The following is a 26,697-nucleotide window of genomic DNA, read 5'->3' as shown; positions in this document are numbered from 1 at the left end:
CGGAATCCTTTTACTTTCCCTTGAATAGTGATGGAATTTTCAGTAAACTTTAAATACTAACCAGTTGGTATTTAAACGAACATAAGGAGGAATATGCGATGACCACTGCTGAGGAGAAGATTCACTACCGTACTTGCCCGCTCTGTGAAGCCACATGCGGCTTAGAAATTCACACGATGAATGGAGAAGTAACGCATATTGAGGGTGATAAGAAAGATCCTTTCAGTAAGGGATATTTGTGCCCGAAAGGATTTAGTTTAAAAGAACTTCATCATGATCCAGAGCGCATTCGAGAGCCAATGATTCGAAAAGGAACAGAGTGGTTTACAGTAAGCTACGAGGAGGCTTTTAAGGAAGTTAGGAAAGGGCTTCGTCGTGTGATTGAAAAGTATGGTCGCGATGCAGTGGGCGTCTACCTCGGTAACCCTAATGTTCATAATCTCTCAGGTTTACTTTATTTACCTCTCTTTCTTCGTGCTCTCGGTAGTCGAAATCAATATTCAGCAAGCACAGTCGATCAGATTCCAAAGCAGCTAGCAGCTGAGTTTATGTATGGTAGTGATTTCAGTATACCGATCCCTGATATCGATCGAACGCAGTATTTTCTTGTGATCGGAGCGAATCCAATTGTTTCAAATGGTAGCTTAATGACAGGACCAAATATGAGAGGAAGGCTGAAGGCATTACAAGATCGCGGTGGGCGTCTTGTTGTTGTTGATCCCATTCGTACAGCCACAGCTAAAGTAGCAGATGATCATCATTTTATTAAACCAGGAACAGATGGTTATTTTTTGTTTAGTATCCTCCATACGTTGTTTGATGAAAAGTTAGCGAAGGAAGCTCACCTATCGGGTCATGTGAATGGACTTGAAACAGTGAAAGAGCTCGCGAAAGATTTTCCACCTGATAAGGTTGCTTCGATATGTGGTCTCGATTCAGAAACGATTCGCACCATTGCAAGGGATATTTCTTCCGCAACGTGTGCTGCTGTGTATGGAAGAATGGGGACATGTACACAAACATTTGGCACAGTAAATAGCTGGTTGATTGATGTGATCAATGTTGTGACAGGTAATCTTGATCGCGAAGGTGGTGTTATGTTCACAACACCTGCAGCCGGTGGCAAGACATCTAAGAAAAAAGGCTACCGATTTGATCGCTTTAGAAGCAGAGTGAGCGAACTGCCAGAAGTACTCGGTGAGCTTCCAGTTGCGTGTTTAGCAGAAGAAATGGATACGCCAGGGGAAGGACAGATCCGTGCATTTGTAACTGTAGCTGGTAATCCTATCTTGTCAACACCAAATAGTGAGCGCTTACAAAACGGCATTAAAAATCTCGACTTTATGGTAAGCATTGACTGTTACCTGAATGAAACAACAAGAAATGCTAACGTGATTCTTCCAGCTCCTACACCACTTGAACGCTCACACTATGATCTTTCATTTTATCAACTGTCTGTTCGAAACATTTCTCACTACTCGCCTCCTGTTTTCGAAAAGAAAGAATCCCAGCTGGATGAGTGGGAAATCCTCCTAAAGCTTGCGACATTAGTTGGAGAAGAAGAGCCTGATGACAATGCAGCAGCGAAATTAGATGAGAAATCGATTCATTACCTCATTAAAAAAGACGTGCAAAATGAACAATCGCCACTTTTCGACCAGGATCCGAAAGAAATTATTAGCGTCCTTGAGGGCAGAATTGGTCCAGAGAGAATGCTTGATTATATGCTTAGGTCAGGTCCTTATGGAGACCATTTCAAAAAGCAAGGTGGTTTAAGCCTAAATAAACTTGAACAAAACCCGCACGGAATTGATTTAGGAGCGTTAAAGCCAAGAATTCCTGAAGTATTACTGACTCACACAGGTAAGGTTGAGTTAGCCCCTGAAGTCATTGTAAAAGACGTGGCAAGACTTAAAGAAGAATCGTCTGAACAAGTAGATATGGTATTGATCGGTCGAAGAAATTTACGATCAAACAATTCCTGGATGCATAATTTGCCTGTTCTTATGAAGGGGAAGGATCGCTGTACGTTATTGCTTCACCCAGAAGATGGCAAGCGACTTGACCTTCAAGATGATGACCTCGCACAAGTTCTATCAGATACAGGTAGTCTTGAAGTAAATGTAGCATTAACAGAAGACATTATGCCTGGAGTAGGCAGCATCCCACATGGATATGGTCATAACCTAGATGGGACGAAAATGACGGTGGCTAAGAAAAATAAAGGCGTCAATATGAATATATTAAGTAATGAAAAAAAACGTGATGCTGTTTCAGGAACAGCTGTATTAAATGGTATACCGATTGTCGTTAGAAAAGCAAATAGTGGGAGGAATGAACATGGCTTTGTACGCTCTGAATCTATTTAACGTAAAAGATGGAGAAGAATATGCTGAATACGCAAAAAGGGCAGAGGAGCCAGTACGTAAATACGGAGGGAAGGTTGTTGCGATTGGCAAGTTACATTCATCACCAGAAGGGGATATCGAGCCGAGACAAGTGATGATGATTGTTGAATGGGAATCCAAAGAAGGTATATACAAATATGTAAGTGATCCAGATCTTGAGGATTTGCACCCACATCGTGAGCTTGGAGTCGATGATTTTGTCTGGCATTTATTTGAGAAGTTAGAGGATTTAAGCCCCGTTCTAAAATGAGCAAAGCCCCCGCACTTTAAAACGCGGGGGCTTTGCTTTTTTCTATTCTTCGATTGGGAACCAGCCTGGTACGCTAAAAATGGCATTCCAGAGTGGATCAGGTAATACAAGTTCTTGCTGAGCGTCTTTTCGTAACGTCACTCGAATGCTATCTTCGTCACCGTTTTGAACTTTCTCAACCCAGTTCGGCTCCATGATCATTTCACGGCCAAGAGCAATAAGAGGTACACCAGTCTCAAGCGCTTTTTCCACTTCATCAGGAGTATGAAGTGAGCCGACACCAATGACAGGAACGTTGTGACCAATTCGTTCTTTGATCATCTCCATGCGTGGTGTAGCATCTTCTTCGCGCATTGAACCTTGATAGAAGTCAGATAGTGAAACGTGAACATAGTCCAAGTTTCGTGAAGCAAGCTCATCAACAAACTGAAGCGTATCATCCATTGTGATTCCAGGATTTTCCCGTTCTTCAGGTGAGATCCGATAGCCAAGAACGAAAGCGCCATTAGCATGCTTTTTAATTGCTTCCTGAACAGATTCTAGAACAGCTAATGGGAATTTCATACGATTTTCAAGGCTGCCACCCCATGTGTCTTCTCTGCGGTTAGAATGCGGAGAAAAGAACTGTTGAAGAAGGTACGTATTGGCACCATGAAGCTCAACACCATCAAACCCAGCTTCGATAGCTCTTCGCGTTGCTTCGCCGAAAGCACGGATTGTTTCTTGAATTTCGTCTTCTGTCATTGCACGAGGAGTTTTCGAACCTTCACGCTCAGCGGGTACAGCACTTGCGCTAAGAATTTCTTCATTCGGAACGAGCTCAGGAGGGCACATTCTACCTCCGTGGAATATTTGTAGAATCGCCTTTGCACCTTCTGCATGAATGGTGTCAGCTAATTTCTTCAAACCAGGAATCTGTTCATCACGGTTAGCGCCAATTTCACCAGCAAAGCCTTTCCCGTGTGGGAGCACATAAGCACATGCCGTAATAACTGCGCCAACTCCACCAGAACGCTTTTCATAATAAGCAAGCTCTTGTGCGGATACTGTACCATCATCATTTGATAAGAAGTTTGTCATTGGAGCAAGCATGACACGGTTTTTTAATTCTACGCCAGAAGGTAGAGTATAAGATTGAAGCATTTTTCGATTCATAGTCATTGTTGTCCTCCTTTTAATACACGTACTGTAATTACAACTCTTACAGTTTAGCATGACAGCTCTTTCCTTGTCTTTCAATGTGCTTTTATGATGTGTTAGTAAAACCTATATTAAAACCCGCCAATTATGGCGGGTTTTAGTATGAGGCTATATTCGCTTAGAAGAGATTGCCTCTCGCATAAGCTGAAGAGAGTGCTTAGATTTTTCTTTTCGTGCGATCATGACGTTCACATAAAGCGCATCAACGAGACTTAGCTGTGCAATTCTTGATGCGAGCGCTTCAGAGCGGAAATCGGTTTCTTGTGAAACAGTATAGAGAGGAATATCGACTTTTTTACTTAGCGGTGATGTCGCCAGATTTGTGATGGCGATCGTCGTTGCACCTGTTTCTTTTGCGATGTCAGCTACACGAAGCATATCTTTGTTCGTTCCAGAATGAGAAATTAAGACAGCCACATCGCTACTTGATAGCTGAGAAGCGGACATGATTTGTAAATGTGCATCACTATAAGAGGTGGAGCGTAATCCTGTTCGAATAAACTTATGCTGGGCGTCCATCGCAATAATCCCAGAACCACCATTTCCGTAGAATTCAATATGAGTTGCATTTAATAAAATCTGCACAGCTTGATCAATGGTTGCATTATCGAGTATGTGATACGTATCTTCAAGCGTTCGTATGTTGGAACGGAGGACCTTTTCTGCTACCTCTTTCGTTGAATCCGTTTCTGTGATGGTCTCATGGATATCCTGAATGGGATTCACGATTTCCGCAGCAAGGGCAATTTTCATCGCTTGAAAGCCTTTAAAGCCAATTCGCTTACAAAAGCGGAAAACAGTTGCATCTGCAACGTTTAAATCTTCTGCCACCTGATTAATGGTACTATGGATAATTTTATTAGAATGGTTCAAAATATAATCCGCCACCTGTCGTTCTTTTTCGCTAAATTGCGAATAGGAAGAGCGAATTCTTGGAAGGCAGTGACGGGTTTCCGTATCGGACATTTACATTCTCCTCTCTATCACTCCTGATTGTATAATTGTAACCGATTACAATTGAGATGAAAATAGATTCCACTCAACCAATTGAAACAAAAAATATTTAATGTATAATTAAATTACAGGAAAAAATATTTCATTCACTTAAGGAGTTTTTAATATGAACGTCGGATTAATTGGTTTAGGTAAAATGGGATACAACCTTGCTTTAAACTTACGTGATCATGGACATAACGTTGTTGTAAATGATGCTAATGATGAGCAAGTACAAAAAATGAACGAAGAAGGTTTTAATGGTAAGTCTTCTCTTAAGGATGTTGTAGAAGCACTAGAAACGCCTCGTATTCTTTGGATGATGGTTCCTGCAGGTGAGATTACTCAAGCTGTGACAACAGAATTGTCGACACTTCTTGATCGTGGTGACATTGTCATTGATGGAGGAAACTCTCACTACAAAGATTCAAAAAGCCGAGGTGAGATGCTCCTAGAAAAGGGAATTTCTTTCTTTGATGTTGGTACAAGCGGTGGTAAGTCAGGAGCTCGTAATGGCGCTTGTACAATGATTGGTGGAGATAGCGAAGTTTTCAAAACGATCGAACCACTGTTTAAAGATATTTGTGTAGAAGATGGTTACCTTTATGCGGGAGAATCAGGTAGTGGACACTTCCTAAAAATGGTTCATAACGGCGTGGAATACGGTATGATGCAGTCCATTGCAGAAGGCTTTGATCTATTAAGCAAAAGCGAATATGATTTTGACTACGAGAAAGTGGCGCGCGTATGGAACAACGGTTCTGTTATTCGCTCATGGTTAATGGAATTAACAGAGCAGGCATTCTCTAAAGATGCTAACCTTGATGAGATTCGTGGTGTTATGAACTCTTCAGGTGAAGGGAAATGGACAGTAGAAACAGCTCTTGATCTTCAGACAGCAACGCCTGTTATTGCTCTTGCATTAATGATGCGCTATCGCTCTTTAGAAGACGATACATTTACAGGTAAAGTTGTAGCCGCGCTTCGTAATGAGTTTGGCGGTCACGCAACTGAAAAAAGCAATTAATTTAGAAGATAAAGGAGGGAGCATGTTTATATAAACATGCTTCCTGATCTTTTCTTCCCAAAACATCTTGCGTTAATTGAACGCGCTTACAGGTCTTCATCATAGGCAAGTTCGTAATAAGGACTACGAAAAGCTATACTAGTCAGTGAATAGATCGATTACAATAACGATTTAGGAGGAATGGCTCATGACGATGAACAAGCAATATATGATCGGTGTAGATATCGGTACAACAAGTACAAAAGCCGTTCTATATAAAGAAAATGGGCAACCCGTTTCAAAACATAACGTGGAATATCCATTGTATACACCAACACCAGCAACAGCTGAGCAAGATCCTGAAGAAATTTTGTTAGCTGTAGTGGAGTCGATTCGAAAAGTTATTCAAGATAACTCATTAAAAGGAGAACAGGTAAAATTTGTTTCATTTAGCTCAGCGATGCACAGCTTAATTGGGGTAGGTGAAAAAGGAAAACCACTTACAAACTGCATTACATGGGCAGATAATCGAAGTGCGAAGTGGGCAGAGAAAATTAAAAATGAGATGGACGGTCATGAAATTTACCGCCGCACAGGAACGCCTATTCATCCAATGTCTCCCCTGTCCAAGCTTGTTTGGCTAAAAAATGATGAAACAGAATTGTTTCAGTCAATATCAAAGTTTATTTCCATTAAAGAATACGTTTTCTACCGCTTTTTCCAGGAGTATGTCATTGATTATTCCATTGCTTCAGCAACAGGATTATTTAATTTGGAGCAGCTCGACTGGGACGATGAAGCATTAAAAATTGCTGGAGTGACAGCAAATCAACTATCAAAACCCGTTTCAACTACTCATATGATGACTGGTTTAAAAGCGCCGTATATTGAAGAGACAGGATTAACTTCTTCAACGAACTTTATAGTTGGTGCAAGTGATGGTGTGCTTTCAAACCTTGGCGTTAACGCAATTGAACCAGGTGTCGTTGCTGTAACAATTGGAACAAGCGGAGCGATTCGAGCGGTAACAGATCGCCCTGTAACAGACCCTAAAGGACGAATTTTCTGCTATGCATTAACAGAAGATAAATGGGTAGTTGGTGGACCTGTGAACAATGGAGGAATCACATTCCGCTGGGTTCGTGATCAATTCGCCGCATCCGAAACAGAAACGGCGAAACGACTTGGAATTGATACTTATGAAATCCTAACAAGAATTGCAGAGCAGGTTAACCCAGGTGCCGATGGACTTCTCTTCCATCCTTATCTTGCGGGTGAACGTGCACCACTATGGAATTCTGATGCACGCGGAAGCTTCTTTGGTCTTGCCATGCACCATAAAAAAGAACATATGATTCGAGCAGTACTAGAAGGCGTAATTTATAACTTATATAGCGTTCTTCTTGCATTAGAAGAACTAATTGGAGAGCCTAAACAAATTAAAGCAACAGGCGGCTTTGCACGATCCGCACTATGGCGTCAGATGATGGCTGATATCTTTAACCAAGAAGTAACCGTTCCAGAAAGCTACGAAAGCTCCTGCCTCGGTGCAATCGTTCTCGGTAAAAAAGCACTTGGCGAAATCGATTCACTAAGCATCGTATCCGACCTCGTCGGAGACACATTCAGCCATCAACCAAAAAAAGAAAACGTAGAAACCTACGCCGAACTACTACCAATCTACATTAGAATCTCAAGAAAACTAACCGAAGAATACACAGCCATAGCCAACTACCAAAATAAAAAATTGGGGAAAAACTAAAGCGTATGTGCCACGCTTAGACCCGTTAGGCACTGGAGGCATTCAAAATGAACACGCCCTTTGTGTTCAGGTTGAATGCCGAAGTGACCGAGGGTCTGTGGCACAGGAGCTGGATGAAAACTAAAGCGGAAACACACCGTTTAGGACCGGCAGGCGCTGGAGCCTTTCAACACCACACAAAAAGACAGCCTGATTGGGCTGTCTTTTGTTATCCATCGAGCATTAATGCTTAATGGCTTCCTTCAATATTACCGTTGCTTGATCTAACTCGACGTCTTTCGTCAAAACGATCTCGCTTATGAGAAACTGCTGGGCATTCTCCAGTAGTTTTTTATCGTCAGTTCCGAGCGGTCTTTTCTTGTTAAGGGCAACGAGCTCACGGATCACTTCCACGTGATTGTGGATGTCTCCCGTTTTAAGCTTGTTCATATTATCCCGGTAACGCTGGTTCCTATTAGCACTGGGCTCTTCTACGTCAACTTCTTCATTAAAAGAAGTTAGCACTTCGTCCATCGTACTGACATCAGACACTTCACGAATCTTCAGGTTTTCCGTCTTACCTTTTGGAATCATCACCTGAATATCACGAAAAGGCATATTAAGAATATAATAGATCTGAGTTTCGCCCAGTATTTCTTTTTCCTCAATTGCTTCGACTATACCTGCACCGTACATGGGATAAAAAATCTTATCGCCTACCTCAAACAAGCGCCCACCCCCAAATTTATAAATTATAGCACATCTACTATTATAACATAAACAATTAATTTGTACGAATGTAATATTTTTTTCGTTGTGCGGTATGTTTGATTGATCAGTGTAAACTCCATTACAATAATAGACATATATAGGTTTGACTAATAATGGAGGCGTTTACAAAATGAGGATTGGAATGATTAGTTTCTGGCACGTTCATGCAAAAGATTATGCCAAAGATGCGCAGATTCATCCTGATACAGATATAAAAGCGATCTGGGATGAGAACGAAGAACGTGGAAGAAAAGAAGCGCAGGAAAGAGCGGTGGAGTACATAAGTGATCTAGACGTCCTTCTTAATCGAGAAGATATCGATGCTGTTGTAGTGAGCACACCTACAAACATGCATAAGGAGATCATCATTCGAGCAGCGAGGGCAGGAAAGCATATTTTTACTGAAAAAGTCCTAGCGGCTAAAGAAGATGAGGCGCTGGAGATTCTAGAAGCGATGAATGAGACTGGGGTAAAGTTATTTGTTTCATTACCCCGCGTTTATGATGGATATACGGAAGCTATTCAGCAGTTGATTGAATCAGGTGATCTTGGCGACATCACACAGACACGTGTACGCCTTGCTCATAATGGAGCGACTGCTGATTGGCTTCCACAGCACTTCTATCAGAAAGAAGAGTGTCAGGGCGGAGCATTAATCGATCTTGGCTGTCATCCAGTGTACTTAACGAGGCTATTCCAAGGAATGCCGCAACGTGTCACAGCTCAGTTCGGTTATGTAACAGAGAAAGAAGTAGAGGACCATGCTGTCGTGACATTTGGATATCAAAGCGGTTCCTACGGTATTGCAGAAACAGGGTTTGTAAATGATCACTCTCCATTTACCATTGAAATAAATGGAACTAAAGGATCAGCGGTATATGGCATGCCAGAGAAGGTTTTACTAAAGAAAGTATCTGATCAGTGGGAAGAGGTAGCGATTCCAGATGACCGCCCATCCCCATTCTTTCAGTGGATCGACCACATTCAAAAGGATATCAAAACTGATGAAAACCTAGAACTTGCCCTTGAATTAACAGTGCTGATGGAGGCTGCTTATCGTGCAGAGGAGCAAAGGCGTGAAGTCGTCATCACTAACCGATAGTTTAACGTACGTTTTTAGGAAGTGAATGTGTTACACTAACTTCGACTAACGATAATGAGGTGTCTTATGAATACATTTTTACAATACAATCCAACTCGTCTTTATTTCGGGAAAGATCAGATCACCCAATTGCAAGGTGAACTTAAATATGGTGCGAAAGTTCTTGTTGTTTATGGTGGAGGAAGTATTAAACGAAACGGCGTATATGATGCTGTCATGACAGAACTTAGAAAAGTAAATGCAGAGGTGCATGAGCTTTCTGGTGTTGAACCAAACCCACGTTTAACAACAGTTGAAAAAGGTTCTGCCATCTGTAAGAAAGAAGGAATAGACTTCCTTCTAGCCGTTGGTGGTGGCAGTGTAATTGACTGTACGAAAGCGATCGCGGCAGGTGCCCATTACGAAGGTTCTGCATGGGATTTAATCACTCAGAAGGAGCCAATTGAATCAGCACTCCCACTAGGTACGGTATTAACCCTTGCTGCAACTGGATCTGAGATGAATTCAGTTTCAGTTATTACAAATTGGGAAACGAAAGAGAAGCTCGGTTGGGGTTCTCCTCATGTATTTCCGACGTTTTCAGTACTAGATCCTACTTATACATTCTCTGTTCCGGAGAATCAAACGGTGTATGGCATTGTTGACAGTATGTCACATGCGCTAGAGCATTACTTCCATCGTACAAACAATACACCAATGATCGATGGATTTATTGAATCACTTCTTCGCACGGCAATTCAAACTGGTCCTAAGCTACTAAATGATCTTGAATCATATGAACATCGTGAAACGATGATGTACATTAGTACAACAGCTTTTAACGGAACATTAAGCAATGGTACAGATGGTGGGGACTGGGCAACACATCGAATTGAGCATGCGGTATCTGCTGTTTACGATATTCCTCACGGGGGCGGATTGGCGATTCTATTCCCGAACTGGTTAGAACATGTTCTTGAAGAAGATCCTTCCCGCGTGAAACAGCTAGCGGTAAACGTTCTTGGCGTTTCATCAGAAGGGAAAAGTGATCAAGAAGTAGCAATTGAAGGTGCGAAAGCGCTTCGTGAGTTCTGGAATTCACTTGGCGCCCCATCACGTCTTGCTGATTACGAAATTGACGAGACTGAATTTGATGGTATGGTTGAGAAAACATTTATTAAACCAGGCGTTGGCACTTATAAAGAACTGGATCGTGAGAGCGTTCGAGATATTTTACAACGTTCTCTATAATTCAAAAGCAGCATGGCGATTTTGCCATGCTGCTTTCTTCATATCGTCTATTCATCTATATTAATATGGCGAAACTCTCCTACATGGAAAAGTCCGAGGTCCGTTAATTTTAGCTCCGGAATAACAGGGAGGCTTAAAAACGAAAGGGTAAGAAAAGGATTGAAGTGATCTGGAGCACCAATTTCCTTTAATGCTTTTTCGATTTCTTTAAGTTCCTCTATGACAGTAGGGTAGTCTTTATCCGAAAGTAGTCCAGCTATTGGCAGCGGTAGCTTACCAATCACTTTCTTTCCTCGAATAACAGCCAACCCACCTTGCATTTCCTGAATGACTTCTGCAGCCTTGATCATGTCTTCATCATTCGTTCCTGCCATAATTAAGTTGTGCGAATCATGACCGACGGTTGTTGCTATTGCCCCATCATGAAATTGAAAACCTTTCACAACCCCAAGGCCAATGTTGCCTGTATGATGATGGCGCTCAATCACAGCCAGCTTCATAAGGTCTTTTCTAGAACAAGAAACAAACCCACCATTTTCATCATGATCAACTGTTAATTTTCTGGCATTTGTAACTATTTGATTAGGAATGAGTTCAATAACATTCGCTACTTCCTTCGAAACGGCTAGTTTCAGGTGATCTTTTCTTAGTGTGGGGAGATGAACAGAGCTTGTAATCCGATTCGAAGGAGTAACTTTTGATCCCATTTTTGTCTTTCCAGACTCTGCAACAAGTTCTCCAGCACGATAAACGTGAGAGATAGAAAAGGACTCAATGTCATCGAGCACAAGAAAATCAGCATCAAGACCAGGCGCAATAGCCCCTTTCGTTGATAACCCAAAACATTCAGCCACATTTAATGATGCCATTTGAATGGCTAGAAGTGGATCTACACCTTCTTGAATAGCAAGTCGAATATTATGATCGACGCTTCCTTCATTGATCAGGTCATCGATATGTTTATCGTCTGTACAAAACATGAATCTTCTAGCATTTCGTTCAGTTACAGCAGGAATGAGTTGTTTTAAGTTTTTGGCTACGGACCCTTCGCGAATGAATACATACATCCCACGTTTTATCCGCTCGAGCGCTTCTTCAGCCGTGATGCATTCATGATCCGTCGTAATTCCTGCCGATTTATAAATGTTTAGAGCATTGGTATGGAGCCCGGCGGCATGTCCGTCTATTTTCTTGTTTCGTGCATCGAATAACTTTTGCATCATAGAAGGTGAAGTATGAGCGACTGAAGGATAGTCCATCACTTCAGCTAGGCCAAGGACGCGGCTGTGCTCATAGAAAGGTTTGAGATCTTCGGCAGAAAGGGTGGCGCCTGAATTCTCAAAGGAGGTAGAAGGCACACTTGAGGGAAGCATAAAGAATATATCCATCGGAACGTTTTCAGAATCCTGAAGCATATAAGAAATACCTTCGGATCCGCAGACATTCGCTATTTCATGGGGGTCAGTGACAATTGTCGTTACTCCACAAGGAAGAACAGCATTGGCGAATTCGGAAGGGGTGACCATTGCGGATTCGATATGAACATGAGCATCGATTAGTGATGGTACGATGTATTTCCCATCCGCATCAATAATATGATGACCTTCGAAATCTCCAAGTCCAGCAATCACACCATCAACAATAGCTACATCTGTCTTAATCAGCTCTAGGTTGTAACTATCTAATACAATTCCATTTTTAATCACAAGATCTGCAGGGCGTTTCCCCGCAGCTGCTTGAACTCTTCTGGTTAACTTCTCCATTATTATTCTCCTCTCATTTAGACAGAGGATGACATATTCACATTGCCAGAATTGTCATCGTAGTCAAACCATTTACGGTAGTTTGGTAGAAACCTTTGGACCTTATCTCCAAATTTATACGAAACCTGGTACGCATTATTAGCGTATTCTATAGATCTCTTGAACTCTCGTCAATAGCATCTGTCATCATCTCGAAAAAATACTTTCATATTCATATTGATAAATGGGTGGAATACAAGTAAACTACAAGTAAGAACATCTAAATAGACAAAAGAAAGCGTTTTTTTATCGAAAATTAGGCAAACGTTTGCACTTTACTAACTTTAACTAAAAGATGAGGGTGTAGAGACATGAATAGAATTTGGTGGAAAGAAGCAGTAGGCTATCAAATTTATCCTCGTAGCTTCCAGGATTCAAATGGTGATGGTATAGGTGATTTACAAGGTGTTATTCAAAGACTCGATTATATAAAAAATCTTGGTATTGATGTGATTTGGATTTGTCCCATGTACAAATCTCCAAACGATGACAATGGATACGACATTTCTGATTATCAGGATATAATGGAAGATTTCGGTACAATGAAAGATTTTGATGCGCTTCTAGAGGAAGTGCATAAGCGAGATATGAAGCTGATTATTGATCTCGTATTGAATCACACAAGTGATGAGCATCAATGGTTTATCGAGTCACGGTCCTCGAAGGAAGATCCGAAGCGTGATTGGTATATTTGGCGTGACGGTAAGAATGGCAAAGAACCGAATAACTGGGAAAGTATCTTTGGCGGCTCAGCATGGGAATACGATAGGAAAACAGATCAGTACTATCTCCATGTTTTCTCAACAAAGCAGCCGGATGTAAATTGGGAAAATCCCGCTGTTCGTGGAGCGCTTTATGATGCGGTGAATTGGTGGCTTGATAAGGGGATTGATGGTTTCCGTATTGATGCCATTAGTCACATTAAAAAACGCCCAGGATTTCCGGATATGCCCAATCCTGCAAATGAAAAATACGTCTCTTCCTTTGATATGCATATGAATCAGAAGGGTATTCAAGAATTTCTTCAAGAATTTAAGGATGAAACGTATTCTAATTATGACGTGATGACGGTTGGAGAAGCCAACGGTGTAAGCATTGATGAAGCTGATCAATGGGTCGACGAAAAAAATGGGAAAATGAATATGATTTTTCAATTTGAGCATCTTGGATTATGGGATGCAGTAGATAAACCTGAACTTGATATCGTATCTCTCAAGTCGGTGCTGACACGCTGGCAGAAGGGGCTTGAAAACAAAGGGTGGAATGCATTGTTTGTTGAGAACCATGATAAGCCACGTGTAGTATCAACATGGGGGAACGACAAGGAATACTGGCGAGAAAGTGCGACTTCAATGGGAGCGATGTACTTCCTCATGCAAGGAACGCCTTTCATTTATCAGGGACAGGAAATCGGCATGACAAATGTTCAATACCCTTCTATTGAAGATTATGACGATGTTGCAGATAAAAATCGCTATCGCATCCAACGTGAAGCTGGTGTATCACACGAATCGATCATGAAAGTAATTTGGGCTTCTTCTCGTGATAATAGTCGTACACCAATGCAGTGGAACAGCGACTATAATGCTGGGTTTTCTTCAGGGACCCCTTGGCTAAAAGTCAATCCGAATTTTGTAGATATTAATGTACAAAAGCAAGAGAATGATGCCAACTCTATTCTAACTTTCTACAAAAAAATGATTCAGCTGAAGAAAGAAAACCTAGTTTTCACTTACGGGACCTATGATTTGCTTCTTGAAAAGCATCCGCAGCTTTATGCCTATACGAGAACAACAGAAGAAGATCAAGTTCTTGTTGTGACGAACCTATCAATAGAGCCAGCTGTATTTGAAACAAGACTGGTTCTAGAGCAAGATCAATTGCTTCTGAATAACTATCCTGTTGTGCAAGAAGTAAATGATTCGATCAATTTAAAGCCTTATGAAGCGAGAGTTTATCGAATAAATCGCTAATACAGACAGCCGATTCAATCGGCTGTTTATTTATTTTGTAGAAATTATTTACATTTATAAGCGATAAATGTAATCTAATAATTTCCAAAAACGTCGAATAAAGAGGGTAAAAAAGAATAGATTTCTTGAAAAATTTACCGTATAGTGTTGATTAGTGGGAAGTATGACCCAATTCTATCTTTTCACAGAATACGAGTTTACTAGGGGGAGGATTAAAATGAAAAAGTTAATCGTAGCTTTATTCTCAGTAGTTGCACTATTTATGTTCATGGGCACTGGAACTTTTGCAGCAGAAAATGATCATAGTGATATTTTACAGAAAATTGAAGAAACAAATGTTAAGATTGAAGAAGAGATTCAAACAGCACAGGCTAAAGGTAACAAACTATTGTCAACGCTTTCTCTTGAAACAACTAAGCTTGATGCAACACTCGCTACCGCTCGTCAGGATGGGAAATCAGACGCTGAAATTGCTAAGATTGAAAAAGAAGTAAAGACTAAGAAAGCTGAACTTACTTCTAAGTACAATCAAGAACTTGATAAACTGATTGACAATTTAATTGATAAAACAAACAAAATGACTGCAGACATGATTGCAGAAGCTGCTAAAGAGGGCATTCAGGCTGAATGTTCATGGGTATACGTACAAATTGGAGACCGCTGGGTATGGGTTGATCCGATTCAAGTAGTGGGTCCATGATATAAAAAGGTTGGTACACTTGAACCTGAAGTGTACCTTTTATTTGATTTTTAGGTGTTATATAATAGATATACGTGTATTATTTGGCTTTTTATTCAAAGGGGAGATAAGATTTGGAAGGATTGGAGTTTCGCCGTAAAAATGAATCTTTAGATAAAGCTGAGCAAGAGTCTGCATCTTTAAGTCTTTTAGCTAAAGGTGCTGGATTGGAAATAATGGAACATAAAATTAAAGCCAAGACAGCATTTTATCTATACCCTGCCAAAACATATGAAACCTTTGAATTTTTTTATATAATTGATGGGGAGATATTCAGTGAAGATTTAAACATCAGATTAACTCGAGGAGATTATTTTACAGTTAGAGGTTTGTATGAACTTGTCTTTTTTGATGTAATCAAAGAAGTTACTTTTTTATGGGTAATAAATGAAGCTACATTCCGATTCCTAAGTGAAAAGATAGTAAAACTCATATCGAATGTTAAAAGTGTTGGTGAAAAAGATAGATATACAAAGGAACACAGTGAAAGAGTTCAGAGTATGAGTATTAAAGTAAGTAAAAAAATGCATTTAACGCCAGAAGACACTGATAATCTGATAGTTGCTTCAATCCTCCATGACGTTGGTAAAATTAACGTTCCTGAAGAAATTCTTAATAAACCGGGCGGTCTTACAGATGAGGAGTATGACGTTATAAAAAAGCACCCTACCGACGGTGCAGAAATGGTTCAAGATACTTATTATGCTGATATTAGCACGATCATTAGACAGCATCATGAGCGAATTAACGGATCTGGTTACCCTGATGGCCTTAAAGGTGATGAGATAACGATTGGCGCAAAAATTATTGGAGTCTGCGATTCCTATGACGCAATGACAGACGATCGTTCTTATCGAAAAGCGTATACGCCAGAATACGCCATGAATGAATTAAAGCGTCTTTCGGGTGTCTTGTATGACGCTGAAGTCGTTGATGCTCTTGAAGAGGTTTTAATTGAAGATGGCATACTTAATAAGGTTTAACAAAAGGGGAGATGGGATAACATCTTCTTTTTTTGTATGTTCATATATCTTCTACAAACTTTATAGCGAAAGAAACAGTATCTTATTTCCATTGTTTCACGTGTAACATCGAAGCTGGTATGATAGTAAATAGAAAAGAATCGATATTTGAGGAGATTGGTATTGTGGGTAAACAGCTTATTCTTGCGGAAAAACCCTCTGTTGGACGTGATATTGCGAGGGTATTGAATTGTACAAAAGGTGGAAATGGTTTTCTTGAAGGAGACCGTTATATCGTCACATGGGCGCTTGGTCACCTTGTGACTCTAGCTGATCCAGAAGTTTATGATGAAGCATACAAGACGTGGAAGCTAGAGGACTTACCGATGCTTCCTGCCCCACTGAAGCTAGTTGTTATTAAAAGAAGTGGGAAGCAATTTAGCGTGGTAAAAACGCAAATGAATCGGAAAGATGTTAGCGAAATTGTCATTGCCACTGATGCGGGACGAGAAGGGGAGCTTGTGGCACGATGGATTATTGAAAAAGCACGTGTCCAAAAACCGTTAAAAAGACTTTGGATTTCTTCTGTAACGGATAAAGCGATTCGTGATGGTTTTAAGAATTTGAAAGAGGCAAATCAGTACAAGAACCTATACCAAGCAGCTGCAGCTAGGTCTGAAGCGGATTGGTATGTAGGCCTTAATGCAACTCGAGCGCTTACGACAAAATACAACGCACAGCTTTCTAGTGGCAGAGTACAAACACCAACGCTTTCGATTATTGCAAAACGAGAGGAAGAAATAAAAGCCTTTGTACCTGAACGCTATTATGGGATTTCTGCTGTTGTAGATGGTTTTACATTAACTTATCGCGATGCGAAATCGAATGATTCGCGCGTATTTGATCGAGACAGAATAGATACTTACCTAAAGAATTTATCGGGCAAACCAGTTCAGATTGAAGAAGTGAAAAAAGCAAAGAAAAAGACGTTCGCTCCAGGTTTATATGATTTAACGGAATTACAGAGAGACGCTCATAAACGCTATGGGTTTTCTGCAAAGGAAACTCTTTCAGCTACACAACGACTGTACGAGCAGCATAAGCTCGTCACATATCCTCGAACAGATTCTCGCTTTTTGTCTTCTGATATGAAGGATACGTTAAAAGAACGACTAGAAGCAGTGGCACCTTATGAGAAAACGGCTCGAAAAGTACTTGGGAACCCAATTCAAACTGGAAAGCACATTGTTGACGATCGAAAAGTTTCTGATCATCATGCCATTATTCCTACGGAGCAAACACCCATTATTCGCGAGCTTAGCGATAAGGATCGTAAGGTTTATGATCTCATAGTAAAGCGATTTGTTGCAGCACTATACTCTCCATTTGAGTACGAACAAGTCACGGTTGTTGCGAAGATTGGCCAAGAGCATTTTGATGCGAAAGGCAAACGTGTTCTTTCAGCCGGTTGGAAAGAAGTTTACGATACTGAAGAAGCAGATGTTATCCTTCCAGAGCTAAAAGAAAAACAGGAACTTCGCGTTCTATCTCTTACAAGAACAGAAGGGAAAACAAACCCACCGTCTCGTTTTAACGAAGGAACTCTTTTAACTGCAATGGAGAAGCCGGCTCAATTTCTTGGTAATCAGGATAAGAAGCTAGCCCAAACACTTGGTGAGACAGGCGGGCTAGGAACCGTTGCAACGCGTGCAGATATAATTGAGAAATTATTTAATAGCTTTTTGATTGAAAAGAATGGCAAAGACTTAACAATCACGTCTAAAGGAAAGCAATTGTTAGACATCGTTCCAGACGAATTACAATCCCCGGCTCTAACGGCAGAATGGGAACAAAAGCTTGAAGCGATTGGAAAAGGCGAACTATCGAAGCGGGCATTTATTGAAGAGATGAAGGCTTACGCAAATGAAACTGTTCAGAAGATCAAATCAAGTACGAAGAAATATAAGCACGATAACGTGACGGGAACCAAATGCCCCGACTGTGGGAATTTAATGCTCGAAGTGAAAAGTAAGAAGGGGAAAATGCTCGTTTGTCAGGACCGAGAATGTGGATACCGTAAAGGTAAAAGTAAAGTAACGAATGCTAGATGCCCTAAGTGTAAGAAAAAGCTCGAGCTTCATGGCCAGGGAGACGCACAGACATTTATATGTAAGTGCGGTCATCGTGAAAAGCTATCGACGTTTAATGAACGACGAAAAAAGGAAAAGAATACCAAAGCAACAAAGAAAGACGTATCAAAATATATGAAAAATCAAGGCCAGGATGAACCGGTTAATACTGCTCTTGCTGATGCTTTAGCGAAATTAAAACTTGATCAAGATAAATAACAGGAAGCAGGGGGACCTGCTTCTTTTTTCATACCGATGTTATTCTTGTAATGAGAAAATAATAAAGTATGGAAATGGGTTCGTTTTGTAGATTGAAGGGTAATACTTCATTCACAACACATACCTTGTCATTCGGGATTGATTAGATAGAAAAGAGTAGATAGTTGCCTGAAGCAGTGATTACGTATAAAATGACGGCAGGTAATAGATGTTTCCTTCTTTTTTACTAATATCTACAAATTTGAGCATATTTTCAAACATTTCTGTTCACTTCGATTATAGTGAAGTTATGTACAAAGGACAGAATAGAAATGAAGAACTAGCAGTTGTTAAACATAAGGAGGCTATCCATGGTCGATTCGATTTTATTTAATATTATGCTTGTAGGTGCCCTTGGCATCTTTTCACAGTGGGTTGCCTGGCGTTTTCACTTCCCTGCCATTGTCGTTATGTCAATCATTGGATTGCTTGTCGGTCCGCTCTTTGGATTACTTCATCCAGAAGATGTATTTGGTGACTTATTTGACCCGTTTGTATCTATTGCAGTTGCTATTATTTTATTTGAAGGAAGTCTAAATCTTGATTTTCGTGAGATTAAAGGGCTTGGAAGACCGGTCGGAAGAATTGTAACGATAGGAGCTTTTCTAGCGTGGCTTCTTGGTTCGTTATCAGCCCACTATGTTGCAGGCCTATCTTGGGGCGTAGCATTTGTTATTGGTGGATTATTTATTGTCACTGGCCCTACTGTCATTTTGCCGTTATTGAGACAAGCCAAACTAAAACCAAGACCCGCGAAAATATTAAAGTGGGAAGGAATTATCGTTGATCCACTTGGAGCTCTTCTCGCTGTGTTTGCATTTGAAATTATTAAATTCTTAAAAGTAGAAGAAGCAACGGCAACCGTCCTTCTTGTCTTTTTCTTAGGATCCCTTTTTGCGACATTATTTGGCTTCTTATGTGGTCGCGGAGTAGGTTGGATGTTCGAGAAAGGTTATGTACCTGAATTCTTGAAATCTCCAGTCGTGTTCGCAGTGGTGATTCTTTGTTTCGCAGTGGCTGATGAAATTACGCATGAAACTGGACTGCTTGCTGTTACGGCAATGGGTATTACTCTTGCCAATATGCATATCTCTTCGATTGATGATATGAGGCATTTTAAAGAAAATATTTCAGTGCTATTGATCTCGACGATTTTCATCATGCTAACAGCTTCTTTATCAGTTGACACTTTGCTTGAAATTTTCCATTGGCAAATTCTGGTCTTCGTAATTCTGATGTTATTTGTAGTAAGACCACTATCCATTTGGTTATCAACCATTGGAACAGATTTATCATGGCAAGAAAAAACGCTTGTTGGCTGGATTGCGCCACGAGGGATTGTGGCATTAACTGTAGCGAGCTACTTTGCTAGTGTTTTACTTGATGCAGGATTTGAGGATGCAAAAATATTAATGTCACTTACGTTTGCATTAGTATTCGCTACTGTAGTGGTTCACGGCTTTTCTATTCGTTGGACTGCTGAGAAGCTTGGACTAGCGAGTGATGGTCAGCCCGGTGTTCTGATTGTTGGAGGTAGTACGTTCTCTACGGCGTTATCCAAAACGCTGAAAGAACTTAAAATCCCTGTATTAATTACAGACTCATCATGGCAAAGGCTGCTTACAACGAGAAAAGCAGGAGTACCTTTTTATAGAGGAGAAATACTTTCTGAGCAAACGGAGTATCGCCTTGATCTCACCCCTTACGAGTATATGCTTGCAGCTACGGAGCTCGATTCTTACAATGCGCTCGTTTGTACGACATTCGTTCCGGAGATTGGTCGTAATAACCTCTTCCAGTTAAGCTTACGTAACGATCGAGGAGATGACCTTGAGGAGCTTGTTCACACGATCGGTGGACGTGTAGCCTTTAAAGAAGGAGCTACATGGGAAAGCCTGAATCGTAAGGTAGAAAGTGGGTATGTTTTCCGTAAAACAAACATCACTCAGCAATATGCTTATGATCAATACCTTGAAGAAAGAGACGATGAAACGATCATGCTCTTTGTGAAAAAGCCATCTGGAAGTTTGGAGTTCTTCGCCCATGACTCTCAAACGAGAGCTGAAGCAGGTGATGTTATTGTTAGTTTGATGCCACCTAGTAAAGAATTTAATCGGATTAGAGAAAAGCTTGAGAAGCAGCGATCCGATGAGAAACTAGAAAAAGATAAAGAACAAAAGAAACAGAAGGAAGAAAATGAGTAAAAGCCCCCGTTTGGGGGCTTTTTGGTTATTTTCATTTAGTGTTTAGGCTCATTCGAGTGACAGGCACCGGCCAAAAATTCTTTTAAAAATCAGTCAATTCTTCCTTTATAAAATTCACTCGGTCTTGGATATATTGAAGTATAAAGTCAGGTTCGGAATCAAAGTAGCTTAGTTTATTTTTTAGGAAAGTATCGTTAATGGCATAAGGTCTCAAAATTTTGTGAAGTTCATTGATCTCTTTTTCAAGTTCTTTGGTGGTAAAGAATGTTTCTATTGTTTGCTCAAGCTTTAATCGGTATCGAGTCCTAAAAGTAGGACAGGCTAGTAGTCTCGCTGTAAGCGTATTGTAGCCACCGATGGGGATATAGTCATGTTCCATCATTCTTCCGTTAATATCTCGCCCCCACGTAGCGTCATAATCCCATGGAATAACTTCAAACCGATTGGTTTCCCTGTTTTGATAAAGGGCGTAGTTTTGAATGAAAGCATCAAAATTTTGTGTGCACACTACGCCACATAGCCAGCTTAAATATTTTTCAACGTCTATTAAATTGTTTATTTCATTTATAAACTCTTCTTGTGTTAAAGTGTTGATTTTATATAGAAGAATTTCAACTGAATGATCGTCTGATTCTAATCCGTATTTTCTCATATATCCATCAAGCAATGATTTCTTCGGTTTGTAATCATCAGGTCGAAGGAGTGAAAAATTGGCGTCATCATTTTGAGCATAATAAATGGGCCCATCTGGTAGGTTATGATTGTTAAGATAAAATTCATCAATCGAATCCAGTTTTAAATAGATGCTTGAGAAGAGGTTATTGTGTGTGAGCATAATGTGCTCAGCATTAGGAGTTAGTACATTCAATTTATGAAATAAATTGAAAGAAAGCTTACTTCTTAATAATGAATAATCATTGAATTCGGCATTTAAGTGGAGTGTTTTTTGGTGATGAAATAAGTTCGTGTCATTAAACTCAACCATATACGATTTTTTTTTGAATTTTCGCGTGTGGGCGCCACGATAAGTTGTTTTCACCTCATAATTCGTTTGGTCTACTTGTAAAACAGCTGGTACAAGTTGATCGCTCCATTTATCTTTTTTTAGCTTTTTCATACCATTTTTATCGATCGATAAATGATAGTGTGGAATGCTCATACGTCACTTCCTTTATCCTTTTCCTACTCATAACAAGATATGAGGTTATATGAGATCATGCCACTTAAATGGGAGAGAGTGGAATTTTCCGTAGGAACTGAACAAGCTCTTCATTTCTTCATATCATATAGTAATGCTAAAGCAGAAGATAAGGGAAGGGAGCAAACAGTGTTGAAGAATATTTCAATGAATGTAGAGGTGCTATTACAACAAGCTCAGGAAGCAGGACTTGATGAGTTTCTTATTCAAAACCCGATCGAAGCTAGAGGTGGCAAGCGTAAGCCAGGGAAGAAATCTGGTCGTCGTTCAGGTAAAGGTTCGAGCGGTTGTCGTAGTCGTCGCTCAAGTGGAAAACGTAGCTCAGGGAAGCGTTCACGTTCAGGACGTCGTAGCTCAGGAAGACGTTCAGGTAGGCGCTCAAGCGGCAGACGTAGCTCAGGCAAACGCTCGTGCGGCGTGCGCTCTGGACTTTTTTCGACAGGGAGACGTAGTAACCGTCGCAGTCGACGCTCAGGTAGGCGTTCAAGCTGCAGACGTAGCTCAGGAAGACGTTCAAGTGGCAGACGTTCAAGAGGACGTCGTTAGATAATATTCGCTTTCATTTAAAGGACTGATTTTTTAGAGATCAGTCCTTTTGATGTGATATGCTTTTAAATAAAACGATTGGAGGTAGTGCCATGTACGATGTCACGATCATTGGAGCTGGAGTTAGTGGTATTTTTATGGCGTATCAGTTAACGGAGCTACATCCGGAATATAAAATCATGTTAATCGATAAAGGAAAGAAGCTTTCCGACCGAAATTGTAGAGCTCGTTCACAACAAGAATGTTCTTGTAACGGTTGTGACCAATACATAGGGTTTGCAGGGCTAGGTAAATCAGAAGGTAAATTTAATTATACGAATGATTTTGGTGGTAGTCTCGGTAGAAAAATAGGTATTGCTCAGTCGGAAAAATTGATGTGGGAAGTCGACCACATTCTTTGTTCTTTTGGCGGTGACAAGGCTGAGCTTTATCATACATATAGTTTGGAGTTAGAGGAGAAAGCTAAAAACGTAGGGTTAGATGTGTTCACGACTTCAGTTAGACACCTTGGCACAAACCTATCTTTTGAAGTGTTTCAAAATTTGTATGAGTATTTGTTAGAAAGAATTGATTTAAGATTTGAAACGGATGTTTACTCGATTGAAAAAGCGGAATGCTTTGAGGTAACTACCTCAACAGGAAACGTGAAAACAAAAAATGTTGTTATCTCGACAGGTAATAGCGGAAGTGAGTGGACGTATGCCCAATGTGAACAGTTAGGTCTAGTGCCTGGGCCTGCTCGTCTTGATTTAGGTATTCGAGTAGAAATGCGAGGTGATCAGCTCACATCCATCTTGAAGGATACGTTTGAAACGAAGCTTCATATTCAACGAGAGGGATTTGAAGGAACGACGTACTGTATGAACCCAAATGGGCGAATTATAAGGAAATATCAACACGGGCTTGTTATGCCGGATGGACAGAATAAAAGAGAAGAGAATGCGCAAGGAAACAATTTGAACTTCACTTTATTTGTTCCTTCTTTTTATTCTTCGAAAGAGGAAGCGGATAACACTGCACAGCAAATTATTGGAGGGATTAATAGAGGTGGGGAGCGAATTGTTGTCCAGCGTCTGCGGGATTTAAAAAAACAAGAAGCTACAACTTCGACAATTCTAAGTTCGAATTCAATTGTTCCTTCTCTTGATGGAGAAGCTGGGAACTTAATAGACGAAGTGCCGAACATCTATCTTCGTGCACTTCAGGAGTTTCTTGATCGCCTCGAAAAGCTGATCGGTGAGCCAATTGATGGAGAGACATTACTATATGGTATGGATGGAAAGTTTTATGAAGCAAAGATCCAGACAAATGATCATTTTGAAGCAGAAGTAGAAGGTCTCTTTTTGATCGGAGATTGCTCTGGTGAAACGCATTCTCTATCACAGGCAGCAGCAAGCGGTTTATATGTTGCAAATTTGATGTAAGAAAAAGATCGGCTCTATGGCCGATCTTTTGATTGCTTATTAAGACACAGATGATTCGGATAGTGCTTTTTCACGTTTTGATAGAAATTTCAACGTAAAGATGGCAAATGCGAGCAGAGCAATACAGGTTAACCCAAGGTACAAGTTACTAAAAATGAGATTACTTCCTGATCGTGAAAGTGGATTCATCGTAAACGTAACGTTTTTCATTTCAAGAAGCCTTCCGAAAATAGCTGAACTAAAAGCACCAGCAAGGAAGTTCAATAAATTGAAAACCCCCATACCTACACCATTTTGGTTATCAGGTAGAATAGAAGACAGAAGATCAGCTGTTGAACTCTGGATGAGTGGAAACCCAAGGTAAGCTATTAATAGACACGGAGCAATAACCCATGCGTGATAACCTGAAAACGTTGAGATGAAAAATGTTCCACTTGCGATCAGAAGAAGCGCTATTTTTACAACAAGTATGGCACCACGTTGTTCGATGATTCTACCACCGATTTGGCCGATTAACCCAGCAGCCATTGCCCCGGGAAATAAGACAAGACCGATATTTAAGGTTGATAGCCCGTTAAGCTCTCGCAACATAATCGGGATGACGAATATCAATCCGAAGAGCGCGGAAGTTCCAAGGAAACTAGTTAACACAGTGATCGTGTATTTAGTATTTTTCAATATAACGGGATCGATAAATGGGTGTGTAATCGTAAACGTTCGCCATAAGAATAGAATGAAAAAGACGGTAAAGAGGACGAGTAAATACCAAAGGAACGTTGTAATATAGAACAACAGTGATGCTACCGATACGGCCATAAGCGCAGCACCTGGTAAATCAATGGACCCTGAACGCTTTTCTTCATTCGGTAGCCATTTTCTAAAGAGCGGAATGGCAAATACAGTCGCAACAGAGAAAAGGAAAAGGAAGCGCCAATTCAGCGTACCTCCTACAACACCACCGATTATAGGACCGACACCTGAAGCAAAGGCAACAGTGGAAGAGATCAATCCAAACACTCTTCCTTTTTCTTTAGGGAGAAACCGAATTGGAACAATAAAGGCAAGCGCTGGAATTGTTGCTCCACCAATTGCTTGAAGTATTCGTGCTGCTAGAAGAGTAGGATAGTTGGGAGAAAGAAAACCAATAAAGGCCCCTGTAGCAAAAATACTAATCCCTATAGTAAAAAGAGTTTTGATTGGATAGATATCAGCTAGCTTACCGTACATAAGAGAGCCAATGGCAAATACAAGAATATATCCAGTTAACACCCAGCTTACTTCTGATGGACTGAGATTAAAAGATGCAGCAATATCGGGAATGGCAACGTTGAACATTGTTCCATTCATAACGGCAAAAGCTAGAATCGTACATACAAGAATAATTAGCTTTTTCCGCGCTGATGCATCTAAATTTTCATGTTCATAGTGGTCTGTCATAGCAGCCCTCCTTTAAATAAAGTTATTTTTTGGAGTATCTATTAACGCTATTTATTTAGTATCACGAAATAACACACACTCTTCTACATCATAGAGGGCATTACATTAGAAGTAAACTGAGGAGACTTACAAAATCGGTCCCCCCTACACATATTTCCAGTTATAGACAACAGCAGTGAGATCGATTATGATGAATGAAGGAAAGACTGTCATGATGGAGGAACGGTTATGCCAACAATTAAGGATGTAGCAAAACGAGCAGGTGTTTCACGAACAACAGTCTCGCGAGTGCTGAATGACAATGGTTATGTTAGTCATGAAGCAAGGCAGCGCGTTGTTGAAGCAGTGGAAGAGATGGGATATATTCCGAGTGCACATGCGAAAACAATGCGTACGAAGCGTTCGGGCGTTATAGGCGTTATCCTGCCAAGAATCAGTACTGAAACAGCCAGTCGTGTTGTTAATGGGATCGAGAATGAGCTTGCGGCCAATGGTTATCAGATTCTTCTAACCAATACCCAATTACAGCCTGAGAAAGAAATACAAAATATAAAGCTATTAAAAAGTCGTCAGGTGGACGGTATTATTTTGCTTGCCACAAATCGGAACCAAGAATTACTTGATACCATTTCAGATGCTTCTATTCCTTTTGTTGCAATTGGACAGGAATTAAATGGCGTCATGTCTGTCGTATACGATGACTATCATTCTTCATATAGTGTGACAGAGTCACTTATAGAAAAAGGTCACCGCCACATTGGTTTTATTGGTGTACCAGAAACAGACCATGCTGTTGGGATCGTAAGGAAACAGGGTTACCTTGATGCAATGAAAAAGCACGGTATAACAGTGGAAAAAGGTTGGATTCAATATGGGAACTTTACATTTGAGTCCGGATATGAAGCTGCCAAACAATTAGTGAAGCAATCCGAATTAAAACCAACCGCTATTTTTGCCGTAACGGATCGCATGGCGATTGGAGCGCTTGGCTTGTTGAAAGAGCAGGGGATTCGCATTCCAGAAGATATGGCATTATTCGGTATCGGTGCTTCTGACTTATCCCGCCACGTGACGCCAGCATTATCAACTGTGGACTATTTTAATGAAGATGCTGGACAGAAAACGGCTCAGCTTATTTTAGAGCAGCTATCAGGGAAAGTTTTGGAAAAGAAAAAGCTTAAACTTAACTATAGACTTATTGAAAGGGATAGTGTATAGTAACTAGTGAAAGCGATGTCAATTTCTTTTTAACCAATATGGAATCGTTCACATATTACTTATTATGTAATTACTTAACGATAGACTAATAAGAGCGAGGAAATGA

At 40.5% G+C, this 26,697-nt stretch carries 20 protein-coding genes and 1 riboswitch; of the genes, 14 read left to right on the top strand and 6 right to left on the bottom strand.

Features of this window, described 5'->3' with window-relative positions; all coding sequences use genetic code 11:
* The first annotated feature begins 98 nt into the window (after positions 1 to 98).
* Together ABVF21_RS07840 and ABVF21_RS07835 are read left to right on the top strand one after the other, a co-directional pair.
* Positions 99 to 2,369, top strand: coding sequence for a molybdopterin-dependent oxidoreductase (locus ABVF21_RS07840; RefSeq protein ID WP_371017926.1), 2,271 nt, complete (start codon positions 99 to 101; stop codon positions 2,367 to 2,369).
* Entirely contained in the window at positions 2,341 to 2,658 is a 318-nt protein-coding gene (locus ABVF21_RS07835; RefSeq protein WP_371017925.1) for a DUF1330 domain-containing protein, read from the top strand. Before ABVF21_RS07840 ends, ABVF21_RS07835 begins: the two co-directional genes overlap by 29 nt.
* A gap of 42 nt (positions 2,659 to 2,700) precedes the next feature.
* Here ABVF21_RS07835 and ABVF21_RS07830 read toward each other — a convergent pair whose 3' ends face one another.
* Positions 2,701 to 3,813 carry an NADH-dependent flavin oxidoreductase gene (locus tag ABVF21_RS07830; RefSeq protein WP_371017957.1) on the bottom strand — a complete coding sequence of 371 codons (1,113 nt, stop codon included), beginning with the start codon at positions 3,811 to 3,813 and terminating at the stop codon, positions 2,701 to 2,703.
* Positions 3,814 to 3,966: 153 nt separating this feature from the next.
* Positions 3,967 to 4,824 (bottom strand): MurR/RpiR family transcriptional regulator, encoded by an 858-nt coding sequence (locus ABVF21_RS07825; RefSeq protein WP_194218202.1) that lies wholly within the window; start codon positions 4,822 to 4,824, stop codon positions 3,967 to 3,969.
* A gap of 154 nt (positions 4,825 to 4,978) precedes the next feature.
* On the opposite strand from ABVF21_RS07825, the gene gnd reads away from it, so the two are divergent.
* Both gnd and gntK read left to right on the top strand, forming a co-directional pair.
* Positions 4,979 to 5,878: a phosphogluconate dehydrogenase (NAD(+)-dependent, decarboxylating) gene (gnd, locus tag ABVF21_RS07820; RefSeq protein WP_303532733.1), complete on the top strand. Its 900-nt coding sequence runs from the start codon at positions 4,979 to 4,981 to the stop codon at positions 5,876 to 5,878.
* A 208-nt stretch (positions 5,879 to 6,086) separates the two neighbouring features.
* Entirely contained in the window at positions 6,087 to 7,619 is a 1,533-nt protein-coding gene (gntK, locus tag ABVF21_RS07815; RefSeq protein WP_371017956.1) for a gluconokinase, read from the top strand.
* Between the two features lie 222 nt (positions 7,620 to 7,841).
* Here the strand turns inward: gntK and ABVF21_RS07810 are convergent, their stop codons facing one another.
* Complete coding sequence (locus tag ABVF21_RS07810; RefSeq protein ID WP_194218204.1) at positions 7,842 to 8,327, bottom strand: CarD family transcriptional regulator; 486 nt, start codon at positions 8,325 to 8,327, stop codon at positions 7,842 to 7,844.
* Positions 8,328 to 8,499: 172 nt separating this feature from the next.
* Between ABVF21_RS07810 and ABVF21_RS07805 the strand changes: the two genes are divergently transcribed.
* Together ABVF21_RS07805 and ABVF21_RS07800 are read left to right on the top strand one after the other, a co-directional pair.
* A complete protein-coding gene (locus tag ABVF21_RS07805; RefSeq protein ID WP_371017924.1) occupies positions 8,500 to 9,471 on the top strand; it encodes a Gfo/Idh/MocA family protein in 972 nt (323 codons plus the stop codon).
* A gap of 66 nt (positions 9,472 to 9,537) precedes the next feature.
* Positions 9,538 to 10,701 carry an iron-containing alcohol dehydrogenase gene (locus ABVF21_RS07800; protein WP_303532730.1) on the top strand — a complete coding sequence of 388 codons (1,164 nt, stop codon included), beginning with the start codon at positions 9,538 to 9,540 and terminating at the stop codon, positions 10,699 to 10,701.
* Positions 10,702 to 10,748: 47 nt separating this feature from the next.
* On the opposite strand, the gene ade is transcribed toward ABVF21_RS07800, so the two are convergent.
* Positions 10,749 to 12,464: an adenine deaminase gene (gene ade / locus ABVF21_RS07795; RefSeq protein ID WP_303532728.1), complete on the bottom strand. Its 1,716-nt coding sequence runs from the start codon at positions 12,462 to 12,464 to the stop codon at positions 10,749 to 10,751.
* Positions 12,465 to 12,504: 40 nt separating this feature from the next.
* Positions 12,505 to 12,606, bottom strand: a riboswitch (purine riboswitch).
* Positions 12,607 to 12,814: 208 nt separating this feature from the next.
* On the opposite strand from ade, the gene ABVF21_RS07790 reads away from it, so the two are divergent.
* The 5 genes from ABVF21_RS07790 to ABVF21_RS07770 all read left to right on the top strand — a co-directional run bounded on the left by ABVF21_RS07790 (position 12,815) and on the right by ABVF21_RS07770 (position 20,768).
* Positions 12,815 to 14,476, top strand: coding sequence for a glycoside hydrolase family 13 protein (locus ABVF21_RS07790; protein WP_371017923.1), 1,662 nt, complete (start codon positions 12,815 to 12,817; stop codon positions 14,474 to 14,476).
* A 217-nt stretch (positions 14,477 to 14,693) separates the two neighbouring features.
* Entirely contained in the window at positions 14,694 to 15,176 is a 483-nt protein-coding gene (locus ABVF21_RS07785; RefSeq protein WP_371017922.1) for a hypothetical protein, read from the top strand.
* 113 nt (positions 15,177 to 15,289) lie between these two features.
* A complete protein-coding gene (locus ABVF21_RS07780; protein WP_371017921.1) occupies positions 15,290 to 16,198 on the top strand; it encodes an HD-GYP domain-containing protein in 909 nt (302 codons plus the stop codon).
* Between the two features lie 164 nt (positions 16,199 to 16,362).
* On the top strand, positions 16,363 to 18,525 hold the full coding sequence (locus ABVF21_RS07775; RefSeq protein WP_371017920.1) for a DNA topoisomerase III: 2,163 nt from the start codon (positions 16,363 to 16,365) through the stop codon (positions 18,523 to 18,525).
* A 350-nt stretch (positions 18,526 to 18,875) separates the two neighbouring features.
* Positions 18,876 to 20,768, top strand: coding sequence for a cation:proton antiporter (locus ABVF21_RS07770; protein ID WP_303532723.1), 1,893 nt, complete (start codon positions 18,876 to 18,878; stop codon positions 20,766 to 20,768).
* Positions 20,769 to 20,850: 82 nt separating this feature from the next.
* Here ABVF21_RS07770 and ABVF21_RS07765 read toward each other — a convergent pair whose 3' ends face one another.
* Positions 20,851 to 21,927 (bottom strand): CotH kinase family protein, encoded by a 1,077-nt coding sequence (locus tag ABVF21_RS07765; protein ID WP_303532722.1) that lies wholly within the window; start codon positions 21,925 to 21,927, stop codon positions 20,851 to 20,853.
* Positions 21,928 to 22,159: 232 nt separating this feature from the next.
* Here ABVF21_RS07765 and ABVF21_RS07760 point away from each other — a divergent pair, with 232 nt between their 5' ends.
* Together ABVF21_RS07760 and ABVF21_RS07755 are read left to right on the top strand one after the other, a co-directional pair.
* Positions 22,160 to 22,516: a hypothetical protein gene (locus tag ABVF21_RS07760; protein WP_303532721.1), complete on the top strand. Its 357-nt coding sequence runs from the start codon at positions 22,160 to 22,162 to the stop codon at positions 22,514 to 22,516.
* Positions 22,517 to 22,604: 88 nt separating this feature from the next.
* Positions 22,605 to 23,936, top strand: coding sequence for an NAD(P)/FAD-dependent oxidoreductase (locus tag ABVF21_RS07755; protein ID WP_371017919.1), 1,332 nt, complete (start codon positions 22,605 to 22,607; stop codon positions 23,934 to 23,936).
* 39 nt (positions 23,937 to 23,975) lie between these two features.
* Here ABVF21_RS07755 and ABVF21_RS07750 read toward each other — a convergent pair whose 3' ends face one another.
* Positions 23,976 to 25,373, bottom strand: coding sequence for an MFS transporter (locus tag ABVF21_RS07750; protein ID WP_303532717.1), 1,398 nt, complete (start codon positions 25,371 to 25,373; stop codon positions 23,976 to 23,978).
* A gap of 228 nt (positions 25,374 to 25,601) precedes the next feature.
* On the opposite strand from ABVF21_RS07750, the gene ABVF21_RS07745 reads away from it, so the two are divergent.
* A complete protein-coding gene (locus ABVF21_RS07745) occupies positions 25,602 to 26,591 on the top strand; it encodes a LacI family DNA-binding transcriptional regulator (RefSeq protein ID WP_303532716.1) in 990 nt (329 codons plus the stop codon).
* Positions 26,592 to 26,697: the final 106 nt, after the last annotated feature.

It is taken from the genome of Pseudalkalibacillus sp. JSM 102089 (genome assembly GCF_041366475.1).
In the GTDB taxonomy this organism is placed as follows: Bacteria; Bacillota; Bacilli; order Bacillales; family Guptibacillaceae; genus Guptibacillus; species Guptibacillus hwajinpoensis_B.
The sequence above is the reverse complement of the archived record's forward strand: the minus strand, read 5'-3'. Positions and strand labels throughout refer to the sequence as shown.